This window comes from Edaphobacter sp. FHG110511_03, from assembly GCF_059115365.1.
Map to the genome: position 1 here is coordinate 206815 of NZ_JBZYWL010000005.1, position 23525 is coordinate 230339.

Annotated in this window: 21 protein-coding genes; 7 read left to right on the forward strand and 14 right to left on the reverse strand. The window is 57.4% G+C overall.

Features of this window, described 5'->3' with window-relative positions:
- The 5 genes from AC5S26_RS20650 to dcd all read right to left on the reverse strand — a co-directional run bounded on the left by AC5S26_RS20650 (nt 1) and on the right by dcd (nt 4306).
- Nucleotides 1-942: a lysophospholipid acyltransferase family protein gene (locus tag AC5S26_RS20650; RefSeq protein WP_494186828.1), complete on the reverse strand. Its 942-nt coding sequence runs from the start codon at nt 940-942 to the stop codon at nt 1-3.
- Nucleotides 943-1339: 397 nt separating this feature from the next.
- Nucleotides 1340-1837 (reverse strand): TlpA family protein disulfide reductase, encoded by a 498-nt coding sequence (locus AC5S26_RS20655; RefSeq protein ID WP_494186829.1) that lies wholly within the window; start codon nt 1835-1837, stop codon nt 1340-1342.
- 184 nt (nt 1838-2021) lie between these two features.
- Nucleotides 2022-2723 (reverse strand): lipid-binding SYLF domain-containing protein, encoded by a 702-nt coding sequence (locus AC5S26_RS20660; RefSeq protein WP_494186830.1) that lies wholly within the window; start codon nt 2721-2723, stop codon nt 2022-2024.
- Nucleotides 2724-3016: 293 nt separating this feature from the next.
- A complete protein-coding gene (locus AC5S26_RS20665) occupies nt 3017-3661 on the reverse strand; it encodes a response regulator transcription factor (protein ID WP_494186831.1) in 645 nt (214 codons plus the stop codon).
- A 90-nt stretch (nt 3662-3751) separates the two neighbouring features.
- Entirely contained in the window at nt 3752-4306 is a 555-nt protein-coding gene (gene dcd, locus AC5S26_RS20670) for a dCTP deaminase (protein WP_494186832.1), read from the reverse strand.
- Nucleotides 4307-4555: 249 nt separating this feature from the next.
- On the opposite strand from dcd, the gene AC5S26_RS20675 reads away from it, so the two are divergent.
- Nucleotides 4556-4825 carry an HU family DNA-binding protein gene (locus tag AC5S26_RS20675; protein ID WP_022844174.1) on the forward strand — a complete coding sequence of 90 codons (270 nt, stop codon included), beginning with the start codon at nt 4556-4558 and terminating at the stop codon, nt 4823-4825.
- A 150-nt stretch (nt 4826-4975) separates the two neighbouring features.
- Here the strand turns inward: AC5S26_RS20675 and priA are convergent, their stop codons facing one another.
- A complete protein-coding gene (gene priA, locus AC5S26_RS20680; RefSeq protein WP_494186833.1) occupies nt 4976-7468 on the reverse strand; it encodes a replication restart helicase PriA in 2493 nt (830 codons plus the stop codon).
- Between the two features lie 52 nt (nt 7469-7520).
- On the opposite strand from priA, the gene AC5S26_RS20685 reads away from it, so the two are divergent.
- Nucleotides 7521-8987, forward strand: coding sequence for a serine hydrolase (locus AC5S26_RS20685; RefSeq protein ID WP_494186834.1), 1467 nt, complete (start codon nt 7521-7523; stop codon nt 8985-8987).
- Nucleotides 8988-9030: 43 nt separating this feature from the next.
- On the opposite strand, the gene AC5S26_RS20690 is transcribed toward AC5S26_RS20685, so the two are convergent.
- Both AC5S26_RS20690 and AC5S26_RS20695 read right to left on the reverse strand, forming a co-directional pair.
- Nucleotides 9031-10443, reverse strand: coding sequence for an esterase-like activity of phytase family protein (locus AC5S26_RS20690; protein ID WP_494186835.1), 1413 nt, complete (start codon nt 10441-10443; stop codon nt 9031-9033).
- Nucleotides 10444-10587: 144 nt separating this feature from the next.
- Complete coding sequence (locus AC5S26_RS20695; RefSeq protein ID WP_494186836.1) at nt 10588-11172, reverse strand: cupin domain-containing protein; 585 nt, start codon at nt 11170-11172, stop codon at nt 10588-10590.
- A gap of 22 nt (nt 11173-11194) precedes the next feature.
- Here AC5S26_RS20695 and AC5S26_RS20700 point away from each other — a divergent pair, with 22 nt between their 5' ends.
- Nucleotides 11195-11878 carry a ribonuclease T2 family protein gene (locus AC5S26_RS20700; protein WP_494186837.1) on the forward strand — a complete coding sequence of 228 codons (684 nt, stop codon included), beginning with the start codon at nt 11195-11197 and terminating at the stop codon, nt 11876-11878.
- 45 nt (nt 11879-11923) lie between these two features.
- Here the strand turns inward: AC5S26_RS20700 and AC5S26_RS20705 are convergent, their stop codons facing one another.
- From AC5S26_RS20705 to AC5S26_RS20730, 6 genes are all read right to left on the reverse strand, one after another.
- Entirely contained in the window at nt 11924-12895 is a 972-nt protein-coding gene (locus tag AC5S26_RS20705; RefSeq protein WP_494186838.1) for a quinone oxidoreductase family protein, read from the reverse strand.
- A 145-nt stretch (nt 12896-13040) separates the two neighbouring features.
- The gene (locus AC5S26_RS20710) at nt 13041-13376 is read right to left on the reverse strand and encodes a YegP family protein (RefSeq protein WP_494186839.1); all 336 of its coding nucleotides are present in this window, start codon (nt 13374-13376) and stop codon (nt 13041-13043) included.
- Nucleotides 13377-13540: 164 nt separating this feature from the next.
- Nucleotides 13541-14515 carry a glycosyltransferase family 2 protein gene (locus AC5S26_RS20715; RefSeq protein WP_494186840.1) on the reverse strand — a complete coding sequence of 325 codons (975 nt, stop codon included), beginning with the start codon at nt 14513-14515 and terminating at the stop codon, nt 13541-13543.
- 418 nt (nt 14516-14933) lie between these two features.
- On the reverse strand, nt 14934-16115 hold the full coding sequence (alaC, locus tag AC5S26_RS20720; protein WP_494186841.1) for an alanine transaminase: 1182 nt from the start codon (nt 16113-16115) through the stop codon (nt 14934-14936).
- Between the two features lie 82 nt (nt 16116-16197).
- Nucleotides 16198-16692 carry a protein-disulfide reductase DsbD N-terminal domain-containing protein gene (locus AC5S26_RS20725; RefSeq protein WP_494187170.1) on the reverse strand — a complete coding sequence of 165 codons (495 nt, stop codon included), beginning with the start codon at nt 16690-16692 and terminating at the stop codon, nt 16198-16200.
- Nucleotides 16692-17381 carry a TlpA family protein disulfide reductase gene (locus tag AC5S26_RS20730; RefSeq protein ID WP_494186842.1) on the reverse strand — a complete coding sequence of 230 codons (690 nt, stop codon included), beginning with the start codon at nt 17379-17381 and terminating at the stop codon, nt 16692-16694. The genes AC5S26_RS20725 and AC5S26_RS20730 overlap by 1 nt, the downstream gene beginning before the upstream one ends.
- A gap of 98 nt (nt 17382-17479) precedes the next feature.
- Between AC5S26_RS20730 and AC5S26_RS20735 the strand changes: the two genes are divergently transcribed.
- Genes AC5S26_RS20735 through AC5S26_RS20750 form a run of 4 tightly spaced genes read left to right on the forward strand, consistent with a single transcriptional unit; the run spans nt 17480 to nt 23495 of the window.
- On the forward strand, nt 17480-18484 hold the full coding sequence (locus AC5S26_RS20735) for a KpsF/GutQ family sugar-phosphate isomerase (protein ID WP_494186843.1): 1005 nt from the start codon (nt 17480-17482) through the stop codon (nt 18482-18484).
- Between the two features lie 28 nt (nt 18485-18512).
- Nucleotides 18513-19004: a GNAT family N-acetyltransferase gene (locus AC5S26_RS20740; protein ID WP_494186844.1), complete on the forward strand. Its 492-nt coding sequence runs from the start codon at nt 18513-18515 to the stop codon at nt 19002-19004.
- Nucleotides 19005-19058: 54 nt separating this feature from the next.
- The gene (locus AC5S26_RS20745; protein WP_494186845.1) at nt 19059-20867 is read left to right on the forward strand and encodes a proline--tRNA ligase; all 1809 of its coding nucleotides are present in this window, start codon (nt 19059-19061) and stop codon (nt 20865-20867) included.
- Between the two features lie 12 nt (nt 20868-20879).
- Nucleotides 20880-23495 (forward strand): transglycosylase domain-containing protein, encoded by a 2616-nt coding sequence (locus AC5S26_RS20750; RefSeq protein ID WP_494186846.1) that lies wholly within the window; start codon nt 20880-20882, stop codon nt 23493-23495.
- Nucleotides 23496-23525: the final 30 nt, after the last annotated feature.

A 23525-nucleotide genomic window follows, 5' to 3' on the forward strand; every position in this document is an offset into this window, starting at 1 on the left:
TCAGTAGATCCCTTCTTCGCCCTCTGGCCTGGTCTTCCATCGCCGGTGCATCCATAGCCACTGCTCAGGATAGCGCCGTATGTACGATTCGATCACCGCCGTAAATGATGCCGTGTTCCTAAGGGCGTCCGCTTCGGCATCGTCCGTGCAGACCATCGGCAACTCTTCCCCGAAGTGCAGAACGTAGCGCTGCTCCGTGTTCTCCCATAGTAGAAATCCCGGAACCACGGCAGCTTCTGTCTTTGCGGCCACTCGCGCCATACCACTGGCAGTACACGCCTCTACCCCAAAGAAAGGCACAAAGACTCCCTGAGGAGGCGTCATATTGGTGTCCATCAGGATTCCTACGGTCTCGCCCGCTCGCATCGATGCAATCAATCCGCGGGCGAAGTCGTCCTTATGGATCACCCGATTGCCATGCTGGCAGCGTACATCGTTCACAAAACGATCGACCAGGGGATTATCCAGGCGACGGATCACCATTCCCATTGGGTAGCCCATCAGGGAGTGGTAGAAGCTCGACAGCTCCCATGCCCCAAGATGCCCGGTCAGCACCAGCACTCCCTTGCCTCGATCGCGAGCTCTCAGGTAATTTTCCAGTCCTTCATAGCGAATAAACCGGCTTGCTGTCTCGGGCGTGTAGCTCGACATCAGGCAGAACTCAGCCAGCAGATACCCGAGGTTGCGGTAGACCTGCTTCAGGATCTGTTCCAAGGAATCCGTGCTCGACTCAGGAAAGGCGAGCTCCAGGTTCCGCATTCCGACTCGCCGAAGCCGCGACAGACCTAGGTAAGCGATCTCGCCAATCCCCGCCCCCAAGCCACGAGCTAGGCCTCGGGGCAGCACTCCCAGAAAACGAACCAATCCCCATACGGCGGCAAACTCCAGCCTCTCGCGGACGCTTGGCTTTACAGATGCTAATTTCTCGGCTGAGTCACTCAAGCTTTCAGTTTAGTTTGTACAGGAAGTTATTTGTCTACAAAGCTAAGGGACTGCATCGCAGTCCCTTTTGAATAAAACTTGGTTTTATTCAAATTTTATGGTGGATAGTAGCAGTTCTGCGGATCGTTTGGGCTGCAGTCATCTGCAGATGGGTGGCAAGTCGTCCAACAGATGATACAGCTATCTCTCCATCTTTCGGGTGGATCGTTAGATAGAGTCCAGCAGTTGGAAGGAGCGCCAAAAACGTAAGCGCATTCATCGCACGTTCGAGACGCCAATACCGGTTTTGGCTTTTCAAGAAGGAGCGCTAGCACTCCAGATAAGAATGCAAGAATGGCTATTCGGTAAAAGCAATATGTCACTCCGAAGAAACTTTTCATGTAAATCTCTCCTGAGGTCAACTCTTCAATAACTGGATAACCGATTCCTCGGCCTTTTTATCAAGAACTCCGATCCAACTCTTCAACACCTTGCCAGAGTCATCTAACAAGATAAGGGTTGGCGTTCCATCCACTGATATATCCCGGAATTCCTGGTGATGAACATCCTCAATCGCTATGTTTTTTTCTCTTAGATAAGATCGGGATTCTTGTTCCTCTTGGGGAAACAAGGCAATAAGGTGAACCCTACTCGGATTGATAGTGTGGGAGAGGCTTTGATAAAAAGGCGCGTTTTGGCTGCAAAAATGACAAGTCGTACTGAGAGCAAGGACTAATGTTTTGGGAGTAGAAGGTTGGGGTAACTTTATAGCGAGCTTATCGCCTTTCCTTAGACCTGGAGGAAGTCTAGGACCGCTAAACCCATGATCTCTTACAAGCACTGCACCGATCGCGATAGCAACGAAAAGTATCGCGATGTTGCTCGTGATTTCAATACGGCGGGCCCAACGACTCATGCATTGTCCTTGAAGAAGGATCTAATCGTCTTAGGAGCGTTTTCGCCTCGTGTTCAGGTTCCAGAAGTTATCTTTCACCTCAACCAAAATGTCAAGCCAAATTTTGACTGACTAAGAATTTTAAAATAAAAGAGGGGAAACATTCGTTTCCCCTCCTAAAATTTTTTATCGTTGCTTGTCTACGCTATTTGTTCTCAGCCTTTGCTTCGACAAAGTACTTCGCGACCGTTCGTACGAAAGGACGCGCTTCTTCAGGAGTCGCCTGATTCCCCTTCAGGATCGTCTCAAATGGAATTGCAGTGCCATAGACGACCCGGGTGTCAGCTTCGTTCTGCGACAAGACGGTTCCGTCCAGGTCGATTCCTGCAAACAACCCCTTGCTTCGCGAATAGGTCAGCAGCTCCGCATTCATCTTCCAGTCTGTGCCGGCCTGCGCATTGCGTCCGACGGGCCCGGCCGAAGCCGCCGCATCAGCCCCGATCTTGAACTTGTTCTTCAACATGTCCTGCAGGCCCTGTTGGTTCATCGCCACAATGATCAGGTCTGTCGCCTGGCCGCCAATCTGAAATCCGAAGCTGCCGCCAGCGAGCTGTACGAAGACAGGGGCGCTCCAGCCCCGCTCTGTCCGGCAGGTTGCAACGCCCTGCCCATATTGAGCTCCGACGACAAAGGCTGCTTTCTTGAAGCTCGGAATCACCGCCAGGCAGGTTGCTCCAGACAGGATGCTTGAGGGAATTCCTTTATCCGGCGCTGCCATAATCTGGGTCACTACAGCCTGTGCATCCTGCAGTCTCTCTACCAACTTCGGCTTATCGGTCGCTCCAAGTGCAGCTGTCGCACTGGCGGTCATCGAAACACCACACACAATCACAGACAAACGCTTCATCCATCTTTCCATTTGCAAAACCTTTCGTTTTTCGTCGAGGGGGAAGTTATTAACTAGCCTGTTTCCAACAACATATTGGATGGCTGAATCGAGAAACGCGTTGCTTCTCTAGACTCTACCATCCCCACAAAACAAAAAATGGGGGTTGTAGAGAAGTGCCTGGATTACCAGGCGCGCTCTCTACAACCCCTCTCCCAGGTCTGTGTTGCTTAAAAAGAGATTGCCTGAGGTGCCTGTTATCTACAACGGTACGGAGGTATGTAGACCTTCGCGCCCGTAATCTCGAGGCAGAGTTACTTCGCTACGAGGTTTCGATTTACGGCCTGCACACTGAGTGCAATCCGGTTGTCAACGCCCATCTTTCTCATCAAACGCCCCACATGAGCCTTTACCGTTGCTGCATCGATTCCCAACGCCTCTGCGATCTCGCGGTTCGGCCTTCCGGCCACAAGCAGCTGTAAAACCTGGGCCTCACGCTCTGTGAATTTGGGCTCCGGCGTTACATTGCGTCGCTCTCCCGCTGAGGCTTCCAGCAAACGGGCAAGCACCTTACGGGGAGCCCATACTGAACCGTCCCGAACGATCTCGATCGCAAGCCGGATCTCGTTTTCTCTTGCCGTGTGTGCCAGGTATCCCTTCGCTCCCGCACCGATCACTTTCTGGATGTGCTCGTGATCTTCTTCGAGGCCGATGACAACCAGCCGCAGATGAGGTCTCGACCGCCGAAAGGTCTCCAGCAGCTCGAACAAGTGATCCGTACATGCCGCATCAATCAAAATCAGAGAAACTCCCGACGCATCCAACGCACCGGGGTCGGTCACAGAGATCACCTCAGCTGAGCCACCTTCGGCGATGATGGTCTGCAATCCCATCACGCGCAGCGGATCGGTGGCGATCAGGCCGATATGAAACGGCTCTTCCTGCTTTATCTCTGTCATGGCCTCGAACGACTCGGGGAGATAGTCAGGGTGAACGAGGTGCAGTCACCCTTAGAAAACGTGCTTCTTTGTACGGGGCCCGGTTGGCAGCTAAAGTTTTGGAAGAACAATTCCCTGCTGGTTTTGATATTTGCCCTTGCGGTCCGCATAGCTGATCTCACAGGACTCGTCGGACTGGAAGAACAGGATCTGGCAAAGTCCTTCATTGGCATACACCCGGGCAGGCAAAGGTGTTGTATTCGAGATCTCCAGCGTGACAAACCCTTCCCATTCCGGCTCGAAAGGAGTTACGTTCACGATAATCCCACATCGTGCATAGGTCGATTTGCCCACGCAGATTGTCAGGACATCGCGCGGAATCTTGAAGTATTCGATCGAGCGCGCCAGCGCAAACGAGTTTGGCGGAACGATGACGCTGTCGGCGACCACCGTGACAAAAGACCGCTCGTCAAACGCTTTAGGGTCGATGATAGCGCTGTTTACATTGGTAAAGATCTTGAATTCATCGGAAACGCGCAGATCATACCCATATGACGACAAGCCGTACGAGATCACGCCCTCGCGAACCTGTTTTTCACTGAATGGGGAGATCATTCCGTTTTTCGTCGCCTGTTCGCGAATCCAACGGTCACTTTTAATAGCCACTCGGCTCTGCTTCCCTTCTTAAACGAATCGTCCGTCTAATAAATTTATCGCGAACGCGGCTCTGCTTGTGGCAAAATAAGGCCCGGCACTCCGCAGGCACGGGATTGCTTCATTAGATTCTTCATCTTACGGCAGAGGTCTGCCGTTGACAACATGGTTTCGAATTTCTACTATCACGGTACTAAACCAGGTCGACACTGATTTCAGTTTTTTTTAAATCTACAGCCCAACAAAGGACGGCGGCCCATAATGATAAAGCAGGATTTAATACAGAGGGTTGTTGAACGCACCGGCCTGCCACGCACAAAAGCAGAGGCTGCGGTGGATGCTATTTTCGAGAGTATGAAGCAGACGTTGGTCGCTGGCGACCGCATCGAACTTCGCGGATTTGGCGTATTTACCGTCAAACCGAGAAAGACGGGCATCGGCCGCAATCCGCGGACCGGAGCCGAAGTCACCATTGCACCCGGCAAGGCGGTTCGTTTCAAACCAGGAAAAGAACTGCATCTGCTGAACTAACACTGCCTAGGTCTCTGGCACCGCTGCGCAACGAAAGAGCCCAAGCCTCGAAGATTGCAAACCCCGTGTGTCCGTGCGCGGAACCTGTGATTCGTCGCCGTTAAAAACACAGCGACGAATCAGACGCTTCTTCTACGCCTGCAGCACCGTTTACATCAGGTGAAGCGCGTCTACATCCACAATCAGGTTTCGGCGCGGGATGCCCTGTGTCTCGGCAAACCTGAGCATTGCTCTCAGGGCGTCGCTTAGCGCCTTTCTGCTCTCACCCTTCACCACAAAGTGAAAGCGGTAAATCCGCTTCAGCCGCGAGATCGGCGCCGCTGCCGGCCCCAGTACCCTTACCTTTTCAAGCCGTGTCGCAGAAAACCAACGGCCCACTTCCGAGGACCAGCCGGTCGCCTCCTCCAGCCGTTCGCTCTGGAGAATCACGTTCGCCAACACCCCATACGGCGGGTAGTGCATCCATCGGCGATACTGCACCTCCTTGGCGACGAATCCGGGATAATCATGCTCCGCCGCAAACTTCACGGCATAGTGATCCGGGTGATAGGTCTGCACCAGAACCTTTCCCGGCAGCTCCCCTCGCCCCGCGCGTCCCGACACCTGCGTCAGCAGCTGAAACACACGCTCAGCCGCTCGAAAGTCCGGAAGGCCCAACGCGAAGTCTGCGCCCACCACGCCAACCAGCGTTACTCCATGAATGTCATGCCCCTTGGCGATCATCTGCGTGCCCACCAGCAGGTTGATCTCGCCCGCGTGCAGCCGCGCCAGCAGCCGCTCCATGTCGCTGCGTCCGCGCACCGTGTCGCGGTCCATTCTTCCGATCCGCGCATGCGGAAAGATCTCCTGCAACCGCTCCTCGCCCTGTTGCGAACCGGCACCTAGAAAGTACAGATGCTCGCTCTGGCACTTCGGACACTCCTTCGGAACCCCTCTGCGAAAACCGCAGTAGTGGCACTCCAGCCTCTGTCCCGGCTGGGCGATGGCGTCGTTGCCGCTCACCGGCTTGTGATACGTCATCGAGATCGCGCAGTTCTCGCACTCGATCTTCTCTCCGCAACTTCGGCACATCACGACGAACGAATAGCCGCGCCGATTCAGCAGAATAATCGCCTGCTCGCCGCGTGCAATCGTCGACTCGGTCTCCTCGATCAATCGTCGCGAGAAGATCTGCTCCTGTCCGGTCTCTCGAAACTCATTTCGCATATCGACCAGCTCGACCGCGGGCAGCGGCCGGTTCGCCACGCGCGTGCGCATCTCAATCCGTGCGTAACGTCCCTTCTCGGCATTCGACCAGCTCTCAAGCGAAGGCGTCGCCGAGCCCAGGATCACGACAGCATCGTTCAGCTTGGCCCGCATCACCGCCACGTCGCGCCCGTGATAGCGCGGGGTCTCCTCCTGCTTGTAGCTGCCGTCATGTTCCTCGTCGACGATGATCAGGCCGAGGTCCTTCACAGGAGCGAACACCGATGACCGCGTTCCCACAACCACACGCGCCTCGCCGCGCCGAATCCTGTGCCACTGCTCCGCACGCTCATCCGGCGTAAGCTGCGAGTGCAACAGCGCCACCTCATCCCCAAACGCAGCGACAAGCTGACCTGTCATCGCGGGGGTCAGCCCAATCTCAGGAACCATCAGCAGCGCACTCTTCCCCGCATCCAAAGTTCTCCGCATCGCCGCAAAGTACACTGCCGTCTTGCCGCTGCCGGTTACGCCGTACAGCAGATGCGGGGCGAAGCCTCCCTTCGTCATCGCCGCCGCAATGGTTCCCAGTGCCTCCATCTGGGTCTCGTTCAGAGCATGTTCATGCGCATGCTTCTTGCCATGCGAACCCACGCCACCAAAGTGAAACGCCTCAGCGGCCTCCTCCATCCGTACCAGTTCCCGCTTCACCAAAGTTCCCAGTGTGGACTCCGGAACCCCAGCACGCCCCAACGTCTCCTTCAGATCACGAAGACGCATCCTTCCACCAACGGCTGCCAGTTCCGCCAGGATCGCGGTCTGGTTTGCATTCAGCTTCGGAAGGCGTGCATTGTCCACCAGCACGGCTACCTTCTCCATCCGCCGAGCGTCACGCTCCTCAGCCAAAGCTTCCCGCAGCAGCCACTTCTTGCGAACCATTCCCTCGAGCAACCCCTTGTTCGCACCGGTCGCCGATCGCAACGTCGACAGCTTCGCCTCGTCGCCACTCTCCAGATAATTCAGCACCGCATACTCGCGGTTCTGTTCCTCAGGCGACAGCTTGGATCTTCTCGAAGCTCCCTTCGCCGCCCCTTCATAGAGCACCTTGCGGCCGGTCTCCGTAATTCGATAAACGAAATGACGCTTTACCTCAGCTCCCAGCGGAAGCATTCCTCGCAGCACCTCGCCCAGCGGAGCCACATAATACTGTGCAATCCACCGGGCCAGCTCCATCAGTTCCATCGGCAGGATAGCGGCATCGTCCAGAACCTGCTGGATCGGCTTAATCTCGAACTCTTCCGTGGGCGCGTCCTCATGGACCCGCATCACAACGCCCATCAATCGCTGACCGCTGAACGGCACCAACACCCGCGCCCCTACATGCGGGACAACGTCATTCACCTGATAGGTAAATGTCCGGTCCAACGGAACCGGAAGCGCGATATCGGCGTAACGAGACACTAAGAATCAGGATAAATTGCCCCCTGCACATCGGATATCACCAGGAGATCGCATGCTCCGCCTGTTTTCCACACTCGTCCTCGTCACCTCCCTGTCTCTGGCCTCTCAGGCAAGCGCTCAACAACCGGACGCAAACGAGACCATCGTCACTCTCAAACGGGATATCCCCATCCTCATGCAGCAGGCCGATATTCCTGGCCTTTCCATCGTGCTTGTCAACCATGGTCATACAGCTTGGGTCGGCAGCTTCGGCACGGTCGATCCTGCCACTCTCCAAGCCGTCACCGACCAGACTCTCTTTAGCGCGGCTTCGCTCAGCAAAACCGTCTTCGCCTATGCGGTCCTCCAACTGGTGGATCAGGGCAAACTCGATCTCGATACTCCTCTTACTCACTACTGGCCTGAGCGTGTCGTCGATCCGCAGGATGACTCGCGCCTCGACAAGATCACCGCCCGCATCGTCCTCAGTCATCGCACCGGCTTCCCGAACTGGCGCCAGGGAAACGGCCTCAGGATCTTCTTTGATCCCGGATCGAGATTCAGCTACTCCGGTGAGGGCTTCGTCTACCTGCAGCACACCGTCGAACACATCGAAGGCAAGCCCCTCAACCAGATCGTGCAGCAGCTCGTCTTCGCTCCCCTCGGCATGACCCGTTCAACCTACTTCTCGCAGGCGGGCCCCGGAATCACCCTCGGCTACACTCCTGCCCTCAAGCCGCGAAACCCCATCAAGGCTCTTGACGGCAACGCCGCCTCAAGTCTTCTCACAAACGCTCATGACTATGCTCTCTTCCTCGAGGCCATCCTCAGTGGGCGACGGCTCAAGTCCGCCACGCTTCGCCAGATGGAGATGCCGCAGATCGCCGTCGACCCCACCTGCACCAACTGCACGAATCACACACCTCAGAAGCTCTCCACGGACCTCTTCTGGGGGCTCGGCTGGGGAATCGAGCAGACCTCGACTGGGAAATACCTATGGCACTGGGGAGATAATGGTGCCTTCAAGGCCTTCGTCCTCATCGATCTGCATCGCCGCAATGCTGTCGTCTTCTTTGCCAACAGCGAGAACGGCCTCTCCATCGCACCCGCAATCGTTCACGAGGCCATCGGCGGCGATCACCCTGCCTTTGGCTGGATCAAATACGACCCCTACGATTCCGTCTCCATGCGCTTTATTCACGACAGCATCCACAAGGGTGCCGAGACCCTTACGACCTATGCACAACAACTGAATGACGGCACGATCTCGAAGGAAACCCTCAACTCCGCTGGATACTTCCTCTCCCAGCAGAAGAAGTATGACGATGCCATCGCAATCTTCAATCGCACCCTTCAACTACATCCGGATTCCTTTTATGCGTACAACAATCTCGGCGATACGTACGCGAGTATGGGGAACACAAACCTCGCCGTAAAGAACTACCAGAAGGCGCTCGCGCTCGACCCCACCCAAGAAGACACGAAAGCGGCCCTCGCAAAACTTCAGTCCGGCTCACCCCAAAAAGAAGCGGCTCACTGAAGCTCAGTGAACCGCCGCTTTTTGAGCGTGCAAAAAGAATCAGCTAAAACCAGCCGCCGTTCCCGAACAGACCGCCATTGCTATGGCCCTGCGGAACATACTTCGATCCCGCCAGGTCTGCGTCCGTAAATCCAAACACGAAGAACTGGTTCGGATTGGATCCGACAACGCCATCGTAGTCCTGCAGAAAGTCGTTATCGTTCGCAACCCACAGCGTGTGAAGGGTCTTTCCCTTCTCCTTCACATCAGGTCCGAAGGCCAGCCCTTCGATCTTCGCTGGAATCTGATCCGCCGTCATCCCATTGGCCTTCAGAACATCCACGACGTCGAGAAACAGCGTCTTGCTCACAGGCACCTTCGCTGCAGCCGTGCCGTCCATGCCCTGGATATCGGTGGCATTGTTCAGGTCGATCTTGAAGATCTGTTTCACCTTCGCCTTGCTGCCGTCTCCCAGGCCCTTGCCGTCACGCTCATCCACCAGCAGCTCGTGATCGTTCAGCGCCACGATGTCGCTCACGCCGCTGCCGGTCGTCAGCAGATAGCCATACTCATGCAGCACCTTGCCCGAAAGAACATCCACCAAGGCCATTCGCAGCAGATTGGCTGCGTCGCCACCCTCAGCCGTGTCTTGAATCGTCGCCGTCTGCAGAATCCCGACCAGCTTCCGCCCGTCTGGAGTAATCGCAAGCCCTTCCATGCCCTTGTTCGCGATCCTTCCGCTCGAGTTCATCGAGATCTCCTGATCGGTCGTCGGAGCAGGGTGCGCTACATAAAACTCATCCGGAAGCCTGTAGCTCCGAATCCGCTCACCCGTGCGCAGGAACTGGTGAATATACGGTCCGTACTCATCCGAGATGAAGAAGGTCAGCCCGTCGTTCGACAGGCGGATGCTCTCCGGATCGAAACGCGCATCCCGCAGATCGCCCGAATTGGAATTCGCATCGAAGTTGTCCGAGCGCCCCGAGAAGTAGTTTCGGAAGAAGGTGTTCTGCTTCGGCTTGCCCGGACCGATATTCAGTCCGTCGCCCGTTCCATAAACCAGCGGCAGCAGACTCGAGAGCAGCGTCGTATCCACCAGCTTGGGCGAAATCGTATAGGGCAATCCCGAACCGCGATTGGACTCCAGATTCATCCGAACCGTGTGCACGCGCGGAATCCAGGTAACCGTGTCATCCACCAGCGAATTAAAGCTGACCGCATTCGGGCCACGATCCGGAACCGCCAGAAACGTATCGCCGGAAACATGTGCAATGCCCGAGCCCAGCCCGCCCAACAGATTGGCAGGCACACCATTCTCCAGCGTTCCCTTCAGGCCCGACAAATCCTCGTTCGGCCCTGCGGCCGACCCGGTCAATGTTCCCTTCGCAATCAGTGACACTTGCGCCTGTGCAGACGATGCCACCACGCCTCCACATATCAATGCGATAAAAGCCGTTCGCAAAAACGTGTATTTCATACGGTCGGTTCTCCTGAAAGCCGCCTTTAGCGGTCTCGCCGAGACTAAAGACGCCGCAGCTCCCCTGTATAAACACACGATGAATTTGCATTAAATGCAAAAGAGCTGCGCACCCGACGCAGCTCTTTGTATCCGCTTCCGCTTTTACGCAGGCGTCTGCGAAGAGATCAGCAGCAGGCTCACGCTGCCATCCGTAATCCTCTTGTGCGGAGTCATCCTTGGCACAAACAGATAATCGCCCTTCTTCAGCATCACCGTCTTCGCGCCCTCGCTCTCCGGAGCCAGCCACTCGCCCGGCTTCGTCTCGTGCGCCCCCTTCGGCGTGCCCCCCAGCTCATACTTCGTCTCGCCATCTAGTACCTGGAAGACATGGTCCCGCGTCGCATGCCATTCGAACTCCTTGCCCGCCTTCTTTGTCTCCTCGTTGAGGATCATCAGCGTTCCCGGCGTCGTCAGCAGGTTCTTCGTACTATGATTTGCCGTCACACCCTTCAGCTCGCCCTCCATCTCTGAGGCAGTGAACACCTTCACTGCCGGCGCTCCGTCGGCTTGTCCCATAGCGGAACCTGCAGTCGAAGCGCGAAGCATCGTTTCGGCAAAAGGAGAGGCGACCGCTGCGGCAATCGGGGCCGTCAGCAAAAAATTGCGGCGAGTCTGTTTGTTAGCCATGCCCAAAAGTGAATCACAATCCACCATAAACGCGCTAGTCGGATAAGCAGACCTCTTCATCAGAGCCTGCTATCCTTCCCGCATGAAGAAGCAGAACCTCCTTCTCACACTTGCACTTCTGCTCTCACTCACCGCCTGCAAGACGCAACCCGCACAAGAGCAGTCCTCCGCCACCCCGGCAACGCCCGCGGCGCCACGAACGTCCGCGCCTGCAGCAGCGACCTCACAGCCCTTCGACTACTACCTGCTCAATCTCTCCTGGTCGCCCGAGTACTGCCACTCGCACCCCAGCGACATCCAGTGCGCTCAGCACTCCACCTTCGTCCTGCACGGCCTCTGGCCCGAGAACAACGACGGAACCTACCCTGAAAACTGCAGCAACGCCCCTGGCCCTGCAGACCCCTCGCAGTACAGCGACATCTACCCCGACGCCGGTCTGCTCCAGCATGAATGGAAGACCCACGGCACCTGCTCCGGGCTCTCTCCCGACGCCTTCTTCCAGCTCGCCCGCACTGCCTTCCACTCCGTTCTCATTCCGCCAACCTTCACCACACTGGACAAACAAATCTCCCTGCCGCCCGCAAAGATCCTCGGTCTCTTCACCTCTGCCAACCCGTCTCTCACCTCGTCCAGCCTCGCCATGAGCTGCGGAAGCAACTACCTCACCGCCGTCGAAGTCTGTCTCGACAAACAGGCGCACCCCATCGCCTGCGGCAAGATTCGCTCTTGCCGAGCCAATAGCGTCCGCATTCCTCCACCGCAATAGGCTTGAGGCAATCGTCTTCGATCGCCTCAAGCTGGAAGAGAAAGGTTAGGGAATAAGGAGCAGCTTACCGGTGGTTTTGCGGCCTTCCAGATCCTGGTGGGCATGCGCTGCGTCGGTGAGCGGATAGATGTGCTCGATGCGGAGTTTAAGCTCTCCGCTTGCAACTGCATTAAGAACGGCACCCGCGCGCTGCTCGAGATCTTCGCGAGTCGCGATGTAGTCCTTGATCGTGGGACGGGTGACGTAAAGCGAGCCCATCTGCGACAGACGAATGAGGTCGAAGGGGGGAACCGCTCCGCTGGAAGCCCCGAAAAGAACCATGGTCCCGCGCGTGCGAAGCAGCGAGAGCGACTTCTCGAAGGTGGTTTTGCCGACTGAGTCGTAAACAACGTGCAGGCCCGCCGGCGCGAGTTTCTTCGCGGCAACGGCAAAATCCTCCTGCGTATAGAGGATCACCTCGTCGGCTCCAGCGGAGCGGGAGAGCTCGGCCTTCTCCTCGTTGGAGACCGTAGTCAGAACGCGTGCGCCGAGTGTCTTGGCCATCTGCGTCAGCAGGAGGCCGACTCCGCCTGCGCCCGCATGAATCAGGACTTCATCACCGGAGCGGATCGAATAGGTGGAATGCGCGAGGTAGTGCGCGGTCATCCCCTGCAGCATAGCGGCCGCCGCCTGCTGCGAGGTGATGGATTCAGGAACGTGCACCAGAAGGCCGACTGGGGCGACCGCGAGTTGCGCATAGGTTCCGGGAAACTGCGTCCAGGCGACACGATCGCCTACCTTGAAGCCGCTGGAGGCGGTGTCGTCGCCCAGAGCGATGATGATTCCGGCTGCCTCCTGCCCGAGGGTGTAGGGCAGCGGAGCGGGATAACGACCTTCGCGCAGATAGACGTCGATGAAGTTGATCCCCGAAGCTTCAATACGGATGAGAGCCTGCTTCGGTCCGGGAGACGGCGTGGGAAGATCAACGAGCTGAAGTGCTTCAGAACCGCCGGGTTGAAGTATTTGGATTGCCTGCATGTTTGATTCGGTGCCTCGTATCGCGGTTCGTCTCAGAGAGGATATCAGCCATGTGAAGAAAGCGTGGCCTGGAAGAGGACACACGGAAAGCCTCTTCCCGCAAAAGAATTAACCCGGCGAGGAAGAAAGCGGATTGCCGCTGGATCTAAGTGGTCAGGTCGTTGGTAGTCGCGATCGGCCCGTTCTTCTTGACCGATTCGATTCCCTTTTCCCTGGCCCCTTCAGAGGTGTACATCTCGCTTTTGCCGATGATCTCGTGATTTTTAGCCTTGAGCGCAAAGTAAGGCTGCGAGGAGGTGGAGGTCTTGCGCTCGAACTGCTCATCGTGGGGGGAGTTTGTCTTTACCGACTCAATGCCATTGAGTGCGGCGTTCTTGGAGGTATAGAGCTCGCTGCTCAGGATCACCTCTCCATTGGGGGCCTTGAGATTGAAGATGAAATGGCTATTCGCTGCGGACTTTAACTCGTAGTGGGCTGCCATTGATGCCTCCATGCTTCGGCTTGAATGCCGCGCCGGGGCTCGCGGAAAACCAACCGGCCGCATTCGCCCCTCACTTTACATGAAGTCATGCGCTCGTTGGTAACGAGAGTAAAGAAAGCTGGAGCAAAAAAGGAACACGCCGCTTTACTGCAACAGTCCCGCTCTTATTGCAGCAGGCTCTCTTCCGACCGGAGCCGAAGAATGCGATCGACGGCGTAAGGCGCGCGATGCGATGCAGTGTGGAAGTGCCGCACCTGCAGCTCGCCCAACAGGCCAATGCCGATCATCTGAACGCCTGCGAGGATCAGCACTCCCGCTACAACGAAGAGCGGTCCGTGCATATCCATAACGTGCTGTCCGGTGATCACCTTGAGGATCAGGAGCCAGATGGCGAGCGCGGAACCGGAAAAGGCGCTGAGAGCACCGATGGTTCCGAAGAAGTGCAGCGGCCGCGTCATGTACTTCAACAGGAAGCGGATCGTGAGCAGATCGAAGAAGACACGGAAGGTCCGCGAGATGCCATAGTGGCTCTTCCCAAACTCGCGTTTGGGATTGGAAATCGGGATCTCGCAGATGCTGGCGCCATACCAGGAGGCCAGCGCGGGAATGAAGCGGTGCATCTCGCCGTAGAGCGGAATATTGTGGATCACTTCGCGGCGATACGCCTTGAAGGTAGTGCCGAAGTCATGGATATTGACGCCGCTCAGGGTGGCCATCAACCAATTGGCCGCCCGCGATGGAATGCGGCGCATGATGAAGTTATCGCCGCGCTGAGAACGCCATCCACTGACGACGTCGTAGCCCTCCTCGAGTTTGGCGAGGAAGTTCGGAATCTCGTCGGGAGAGTGTTGAAGGTCGCCGTCCATGGCCAGAATGAAGTCGCCTTGCGCGTGGTCGAAACCGGCAGCCAGTGCCGAAGTCTGACCGAAGTTGCGGCGAAGCTTGATGACCAGAACGCGCGAATCGACTGCGGCGATCTCTTCAAGCAGGCGATAGGTGCGATCACGCGAACCGTCGTCGACAAAGACGAGCTCAAAGCTCTCGCCGATATGCTCCATCACCGCCTTCAAGCGGTCATAGAGCGTGGTGACATTGTCTTCTTCGTTGTGAAATGGAACCACGATCGAATATTTCGGCACATTATGATAATACTCCCCAATGACACCATAGTGACGAGATAGTAACGATTAGATGGAACCCAGATGTGGATTGAACCCGGATGGATTACACCATTCGGACTCTGAGCCCCCTCATCGCTTGCGATGACAGCGAAGCCATCACGCTGGGTCTCCGCAGCCCCGTCAAGTCCCGAAATCATCTAAACCAAACCAAATAAAGGTGCCGATCAGTTTGGGATGATTGAATAAAATAGAGACAGCAGACGAAGCAGGGCAAAATACAAATCAGGTGGAGGCAACTCCCAACTTCTCCGAAGCTAATCCATTGCGAATCAAGACTTTGCCTGCAAGCCCTGCAAATACAATATTTTACCCTGCAAGTCCACCTCTAAGTCCCATGGATGGAAGACTTTAGATGAAATAAGGGTGGGGTAAGGGGTCAGCCGTTGCGGAACATTTGCCGGATGCCGCGCAGCGCCTGCCGGGTGCGCTCCTCATTTTCGATGAGCGAGAACCGGACATGCCCGTCGCCATGGTCTCCAAAGCCGACACCGGGGCTGACCGCGACCTTCGCCTCGTTGAGAAGCTTCTTCGAGAACTCGATCGAGCCGAGCGCGCGGTACTGCTCGGGAATCTTCGCCCAGGCAAACATCGTCGCCTTCGGCAGTTCGACCGGCCAGCCTAGTTTGTTGAGCCCCGGAACCAGGACATCGCGGCGAGCCTTGTAGTTGTCGCAGATCTCTTTGACGCAGTCCTGCGGGCCTTCGAGAGCGGCGATGGAGGCGACCTGGATCGGCGTGAAGGTTCCGTAGTCGAAGTAGCTCTTAATGCGTCCGAGAGCGGCGACCAGCTTTTTGTTGCCGACCATGAAGCCTACGCGCCAGCCGGGCATGTTGTAGCTCTTCGAGAGGGTAAAGAACTCGACCGCAATCTCCTTCGCTCCCGGAACCTCGAGGATGCTCGGCGCACGGTAGCCGTCGAAGACAATATCCGCGTAAGCAAGGTCGTGGACGATGTAGATGCCAAGCTCGCGACAGAGCGCGACGACGCGCTCGAAGAAGGAGAGGTCTACGCACTGCGCCGTTGGATTCGAAGGAAAGTTAAGGATGAGGATCTTTGGCCTTGGCTCCATGCGAGGAAGCTCGTATTCAAGACGCGCGAGAACCTCTTCAGCGGTCGCGTCGGCGACGGGAATGCTCTGCACCCTTGACCCCGCGATGACGGGGCCGAAGATGTGGATCGGGTAGCTGGGGTTCGGCACGGCGACCGTATCAGCATCGTCCAGCACGGCCAGGCAGAGATGCGCGATGCCCTCTTTGGAGCCGATGGTGACGATGGCCTCCGTCTCGGGGTCAATCTCGACGTTGTAGCGTGTTCTGTACCAGTTGGAGATCGCCCGCCGCAGCCGGGGAATGCCGCGCGAAAGCGAGTAGCGGTGAGTCTGGGTCTTCTGGGCCGCCTCAATCAGCTTGTCGACGATGTTCTTCGGAGTCGCTCCATCGGGATTTCCCATCCCGAAGTCGATGATGTCTTCGCCGCGCTTGCGTGCCGCTGCCTTCAGTTCGCTGGTGATGTTGAAAACATACGCCGGGAGCCTGGTCAGTCTTCTAAACTCTTCCATTGCCTTACCGCTTGCCCTCTCGATCCATCATGCCATTGCAACAGAACTGCAAAACCAATCGGCCTGAGGAAATCCTCACGCGCTACTTTGCAGTAACCACCATCTGCACCGGGAGACTCTTCGGCGGATAGCACGCCGCCTTGTCACAGGCCTGGTAGTGCAGCACGCCATTGATCGTGTGCGAACCTGCCTCCGCCACCACAGGAACCTTCACGGTGAAGGCGCCCGTGTAGACATCGAGCTTCTCGTTCGGCTCAAAGCTGAAGCTGTAAGCCTCTCCCGCCGGGTACTCGACGGCAGCGGCCTTCACGCCTGCAGCGGGATCCAGCTTCAGGTTTGTCGGAATCAGGAGCTCTGACTTCGGCGTATGCGAGTTCACATGAAAGCCATCGACGACATGGAATCGCAGTTCGACGACGCTCTTCTTTCCCGCCGCAAGATTCTGCTCTTCGGCCGCGTAGACGATGTATTGCTTGGTTTTCACCGGCGGCGCAGCCAGATTGACCTGCTGGGCCATAACCGGCCCGGAGACGATTCCGGACAGAAGGATCATTCCAGCCCGTACGAGACTCTGCATCACTGGCCGCCCGCCTGCGAAACTCCGCCGGAGGCAATCGTCTTCTTAATATTTGCCTCGATCTGGTCCTTCGGCCCCAGACCGGCGGTCTGCTCGACGATGACTCCGTTGCGGTCCACGTAGAACGACATGGGCAGAACATCGAGTCCGCCATAGGCAGTCTGAACTTTTCCATCCGTCAGCAGGATGGGATAGGTTACGCCGGACTTCTGTGCCACCTTCGTGATGGCATCCTTGCCCGCATCCGCGTCGTCCGTAAGGCCGAGAATCTCAAACCCTTGCGCCGCATACTGTTTGCGGAACTGTTCGAACCAGGGCATCTCCACCTTGCAGGGACCGCACCACGTGGCCCAGAAGTTCACCAGGACAGGACGCCCTTTATAGTCGGCGAGCGATACCTTCTTGCCGTCGAGACTGGTCAGGACAAATGCAGGCGCCTTCTTGCCGCGCATCTTGGGGGCAAGTTCGTCGCCCTCCTCGGAACCGGCCTGACCTTGCTTCTCAGGAAGCAGAACGACTTGATTCTCCCGGGCTTTCTGCATCGCCAGCTTCCGCTCGCGCAGGTTATGCCATCCCGCCCAGAGCAGCAGGGCCACTCCCACCACCATCACACCAAGAACTAACGCTCGACGCATCACGCCCTGAACTTCCTTTCGCCCGTTGCCATGCGCAGAGCCGAGTTCTGCCAAGCGCCGGGACTGTCTCTTTAGTTTAGACGGAAAGCAGGGTGGCCCGGTCACAGAGAAGACAAAGAGGGTCTCTGCTAGCATCGGGAAGGCCTAAGGACATGTCAGACTCTCCCCTCACCCCAGCAGACCATACACTCCCTTCGGAGTTTGTCCGCATCGAGGCGCGCGCGCTGCTGGAGCTCTCGCTGAGGCTTGACGGCCCGATGCTGCCCGCTTTCACCCAGGCAGCAGACCTGCTGCTTGAGGCTCTCGCCCGGCAGAATCGCATTATCGTGACGGGGATTGGGAAGAGCGGCCTCATCGCCCGCAAGATCGCCGCGACCTTGTGTTCGACCGGAACCCCGGCGCACTATATGCACCCGGCAGAGGCGGTTCACGGCGATCTGGGCATGCTCTCTCGCGGAGACACTGTCATTGCTCTTTCAGCAAGTGGAGAAACCGAGGAGTTGCTGCGCCTGCTTCCGCTGCTGAAGCGCCTGGCCGACAAGCTGATCACATTCTCTGGAAATCTCACTTCAACCCTGGCCGGGGCCAGCGACGTGGTTCTGGATACCAGCGTCTCGGCAGAGGCCTGTCCTCATAACCTTGCACCGACGGCATCTACAACGGTGATGCTCGCGCTGGGTGATGCGCTTGCGCTTGAGGTGAGCCGACGGCGCGGATGGAAGCCAGAAGACTTCGCGGAACTGCATCCGGGAGGGAGACTGGGCAAACGGCTGGCTCGCGTTGGGGAGCTGATGCATTCCGGCGATTCCCTGCCACGCGTGCTCCCGTCGACGCCGATGCCTCAGGTGATCTACGAGATGTCGCGTAAGAAGCTAGGAATGACTACAGTGCTGGACGAAGGCGGAAGCCTGCTGGGAATGATCTCCGATGGCGACCTGCGCCGGTTGCTGGAACGAGATGGCGGGCGGGCGCTCGATCACACCGCGGGCGTGATCATGAACACGCACCCGGTCACCATCGAGACGGGAGCGTTCGCGTCGTCGGCGTTGGCGTTGATGGAGGAGAAGAAGATCACCTCGTTGATCGTCACTGCTTCCGATGGTCTGGCTGCAGGCGTTCTGCATCTTCACGACCTGTGGACTCTCGAGCTAATCTGAGCCTGTGTGTGAGTCGAACTTATTGCCGATGCCTGTTGTTCCAGAGCTTCAGCGAGATGAAGAGCTCACGCTTGAATTGCTCAGGTTCGAGCTGCATGCTGCACATAGAGTGCCAACGTACCAGTTCCACATGGTCCACAGCGAGACTCGCGAGGTACTGGGCAACCTTCGCCTTAGTCTCGGGTCCACACCTCATCTCGAACGCTACGCCGGGCACATTGGCTATGGAGTTCTACCCGAACATCGGGGCCATCATTACGCCGCACGAGCGGTTCGCCTGGTGCTTCCTTTTGCTCATAAGGCAGGGCTCAACCCGCTCTGGATCACATGCGATCCGGAAAACCTGGCCTCGCGGCGAACCCTGGAGCTGGCCGGAGCGGAGTTTGTCGAAATCGTCGATGTACCGGAGGACTGCATTATTCATCGCAACGGACATCTCCGGAAATGCCGCTATCGGCTCTCCACTGGTTCAAGTCCTGCAAATCACCAGCTTTCTGCGTTTACCGCCTGTGGACGGTAAAATACAGGAAACACATCGGGAGCGACGTCCTGATGGGAAGGTCATTCAGAACGCATGCACCGCTGGTCACAAGTCTTTATCCCCACCCTTCGTGAAGCCCCCGCAGACGCTGAGGTCGCCAGTCACAAGCTGCTTCTCCGCTCCGGCTACATTCGCCAGCTCGGCGCCGGGATTTACAGCTACCTTTTCCTGGGCAACCGGTCGATCAACAAGATCATTGGGATCGTGCGCGAGGAGATGGACCGGATCGGCCAGGAATTTCTGCTGCCCGCGTTGAATCCACGTGAGATCTGGGAGGAGTCGGGACGGTGGACGGTGATGGGGGACAACATGTTCCGCCTGAAGGACCGCAAGGGAGCCGATTTGTGCCTGGGCATGACGCACGAAGAGGTAATGACCTCAATTGCGCGAAATGAGCTGCGCAGCTATAAGCAGCTCCCGCAGATCTGGTATCAGATTCAGACCAAGTTTCGCGACGAACCGCGTCCCAAGGCAGGCCTGCTTCGAGTGCGCCAGTTCATCATGAAGGATGCCTACTCCTTCGATATCGACGAGGCCGGACTGGACGAGAGCTTCAACAAGCATGACAAGGCGTACCGCGCCATCTTCAACCGCTGCGGGCTAGAGTTCGTCTCCGCCGAAGCGGACTCTGGAGCGATGGGGGGTACAGCCTCGCAGGAGTTCATGGTTTACACCGACGCAGGCGAAGACCTGATCGCCAGCTCAGCTTCAGGGTACGCAGCAAACATCGAGAAGGCGACCAGCCGCCTGGAGCCGGTGCAGGATCTCGCCCCGACAGGCGATGGACAGCCGGAGCTGGTGCATACGCCGGACCAACGGACGATTGAAGAGGTCGGATCATTCCTTAAGGTTCAGCCGCAGCATCAAATGAAGACGATGGCTTATATGGCCGCTCTACCTGAGGCCGATCATGCCAAACTGGGCGCTCTGCGGCCGGTCGTAGTATTCCTTCGCGGCGATCACAGCCTGAATGAGGCGAAGCTCTCCGGCATCACTGGCGGCGAGCTACGGCCTATGACCCCGGAAGAGATTGTCGAGGTCTTCAAGGCTCCCGCCGGCTATCTTGGCCCTATTGGGGTAGAAGCTGCTCCGCATCCGAAGAAACCGGGAACGCTGGTGATTCTCGACAAGGCTCTGGAGGGTCGGACGAACCTGATCGCCGGAGCGAACAAGGAGGAGTATCACCTTCGCAATGTGACTCCAACGCGCGACCTCAAGTCGACACTGGTGGCAGATGTGCGCAACGTCTCCGAGGGTGAGGGCTGCCCGATCGACGGTTCGCCACTGCGGATCGGCAAAGCTGTGGAGATCGGCCACATCTTCAAGCTCGGCTACAAGTATTCGAAGTCCATGGGCGCTTCCGTCCTCAACCGCGATGGCAAAGAAGTTACGCTGATCATGGGAAGCTACGGCATCGGCATCGAGCGCATTCTTACCGCGGCTATCGAGAGCTCTGCTGCAGCCAACGACGGCGCTGCGTTTGCGCTGCATCCCGCAATTGCACCGTTCCAGGTGGTTGTGACGATTACCAATACGGCCGATCCCGCGCTACAGGCAGCCGGGGAAAAGATCGCCGCCGAACTTACCAGCGCCGGCGTCGACGTTCTGGTGGACGACCGCGACGAGCGCGCGGGAGTGAAGTTCAAGGATGCCGATCTTATCGGCATTCCGTATCGGATTAATATCGGGCGCGGAGTCGCGGAAGGAAAGGTCGAGTTCGTCGACAGGTTGAACCGGCATGTGCAAGAGGTTGCACTTGAGCAGGTCGCCTCCACGGTAGCCGATCAGATAACATCCGTTTTGCAACCCTTGCTCCCTGCTTCTGCCGTCAAAGCGTCTTAAGAAAAGAGCACTTTGCCAGTCAAACTCAAATACGGCAGCAATAAATCGAACGGCAAGCAAGCAAGCATCGTCGATCGGCTCCATCTGGACAACCGCTTTGTGCGGTACGGTCTCGTGGCGATCCTCGGCTGCCTGGCTGTATTTCTTGCAGTTCTCGGCTTTTACTACTTCAAATACGAACACGTTGTGAACGATCGGCTGGCCAAGGGCCCCATGTTCGCGAGTGTCTCGCAGATCTATGCCGCCCCGCGCGAGATCCGCAACGGGCAGAAACTTTCGGCATCGCAGATCGGGGCAGACCTGCGCCGGGCAGGCTACAACAATAACCCGCAGCTTGGAACCTTCCAGCTCAACGACGACAGCATCTTCATCAAGCCTGGTCCTGAGAGCTACCACACCACGGACGGCGCCACAATCTCTGCCCCTGACGGCGTGGTCCAGAAGATCACGGCGGAGAATGGCGCCGCACTGAGTTCTTACGAGTTGGAACCGCAACTGATTACAGCGCTTTCGGAAGAGAACAGCCGCACCAAGCGCCGCATGGTCACGTACAAGGACATTCCGCCGGAGATGGTGCGCGCCATTACCTCGATCGAAGACCGCAACTTCTTCGAGCACAGCGGTGTGAACTTCTTGCGAATCGTGAAGTGCGGCATTCAGGACCTGACCAGCGGACGCAAACGCTGCGGCGGATCGACGATTACGATGCAGCTGGCGAGGGGCTTTTTCCTTTCGCCGGAGAAGCGGTTCAAGCGCAAATTTATCGAGATTCTAATCACCTTCCAACTTGAGTCGCGCTTCTCGAAGCAGCAGATCTTCGAGATGTACGCCAACCAGATGAACCTGGGGCACCGCGGAAGCTACGACATCAACGGACTGGGCGAGGCGTCTCAAGCCTTCTTTGGCAAGAACCTGAAACAGCTGGATACCGCTGAGTGCGCTCTGTTAGCTGGCATGTATCAGAGTCCAAGCCGTCTGAATCCCTATCGCCACCCGGAGCGGGCTATCGCCCGCCGCAACGTTGTGCTGGATTCGATGGTAGAGACCGGCGCAATCTCCGCGAGCGCTGCTACCCGCGCCAAGGCTGAGCCACTGCGTCTCTCCGATGCCGATGTCGATGCCAGCGAAGCACCTTACTTTGTTGATCTGGTTCATGATCAGCTGGTGCAGCGCATCAGCGACCAGGACCTGGCGCACCAGAGCCTTCGCATCTATACCTCATTGGATCCTGACCTTCAGAGCGCGGCCTCAGAGGCGGTCGATATCGGCATGAAGAACGTCGATGAGATCCTCCGCAAGCTGCATGCGAAGAGCGCGACCCCCTATACTCACCCGCAGGTAGCACTGGTTGCGCTGAATCCCCATACGGGTCAGATTCTTGCCCTGGTGGGCGGGCGTAACTACTCCGCCTCACAGCTTGATCACGCCGTTGCCAAACGCCCTACCGGGTCCATCTTCAAGCCCTTCGTCTATGCTACGGCGTATAACAGCAGCCTGAATGGAACTTCGCTGGGCGAATCCGGTGTCTTCACCGCGGCTACGCATCTGAACGATGAAGCCGCAGACTACTCCGACGGCGCTGGGGGAACCTATACTCCGCGAAACCTCATCAGCGGCTACAGGGGGAACGTAATCGCGGCCTACGCTCTCGCCCACTCGCTCAACGCCGCAACCATCCAGCTTGCGCAGATGGTTGGTTTCGGCAACGTAGCCGCCCTGGCACGCGCCTCAGGCATCACCAGCGCTCGCGGGACTCCATCCGTCGCCATTGGCACCTACAGTGCAACCCCGGTTGACATGGCCGGAGCGTACACCGTCTTCGCCAATGGCGGAGTTCACCTTACTCCCTGGATGCTCGCCTCTGTCCGTAACGCCAATGGAGATATCGTCTCGGATTATTCTCCCGAAGCAAAGCAGGTGATGGATCCTCGCGCTGCCTACCTTACGCAATCGCTGTTGGAAGACGTCATGAACTATGGAACCGCCGCGGGTGTCCGGGGTCGTGGATTCAGTGCTCCGGCTGCGGGAAAGACCGGGACCAGCCATGACGCCTGGTTCGCCGGATACACATCCAATCTTATCTGTATCGTCTGGGTCGGCAATGACGACTACACCACATTACCCGTCCAGCTCCAAGGCGCTTACGCCGCAGCGCCAATCTGGGCCGAGTTCATGAAGCGGGCAATCAAGCTACCGCAGTACTCCGATGTGAAGTCGTTTTCGCCACCCGAGGGCATCACCGTGGCCAGCATCGATCGTGATACGGGTCTGCTCGCCGACCCATCCTGCGCTGCACATCCGTGGAATGTAGCGTTCCTCGACGGCACGGTTCCCACGGGAAGCTGCTCGCAGATGAACGACAACCCCCAAAGCTTCTTCCAAAAGATCTTTGGATTAGGGGGGCACCCGAGCGGGGTGACGCCCTATGCACCGCCTGCGGCAAATTCGCCAGGGGGCGCGGTATCGCCGTCGAATCCCGCGCCAGGCAGCCCTGTGAACGGTGCTTCTTCGCAACCGGTCACACAGCCAGAGCCGCAAAAGAAGAAGAAGAATATCTTCCAGAAAATCTTTGGCGGCGGTGGAGAGAAAGACAATAAGCAACCGCAGCCAGCCCAGCCGCCTCAATAAAAATCAAGGCCCACAATCTTTGTGGGCCTG